1 pseudogene is annotated in these 419 nt (G+C 68.0%); it reads left to right on the forward strand.

Annotation, left to right across the window (positions count from 1 at the left end):
- A pseudogene (locus G4D87_RS38660) lies at positions 1 to 419 on the forward strand (hypothetical protein); the annotation flags it as partial.

Genomic DNA, 419 nt, shown 5'->3' on the forward strand with positions numbered 1-419 from the left:
GGGGAGCCTGGTGCGCAAAGAGGACTGGGACGAGCTCTCCGACTGGGGCCAAGTGGTGCAGAACCTGATGGTGGGAGGCGACGCACCGAACTTCGTGTGGGTGGGTGCTCTCGAGTCGTACACGCTGCTGTCCGGGCACCTGGTGCGGCGCTACAACAACCGGGGCAACCCCAACTACAACCCAGCCGGCGCGGTGGTGACGGGGATGCTGAGGCCCTTGTACGTGGAGGCCTTCGCCTCGGATGTGCTGGGCGCGCGGCTGATGGGGGCGGAAGTCGTCCTGGACGTGCAGCACATCCTCATGGGGCGCCAGCCGTACCCCATGAAATACGCCCTGTCGCTGTCGGCGGTGCACGACTGGGGCAAGGCGGGAGGCGCGTCGGAGCCGATGACGCTGGCCCACGTCGACGGGACGGCCA

The organism is Myxococcus vastator (assembly GCF_010894475.1).
GTDB classification, from domain to species: Bacteria; Myxococcota; Myxococcia; order Myxococcales; family Myxococcaceae; genus Myxococcus; species Myxococcus vastator.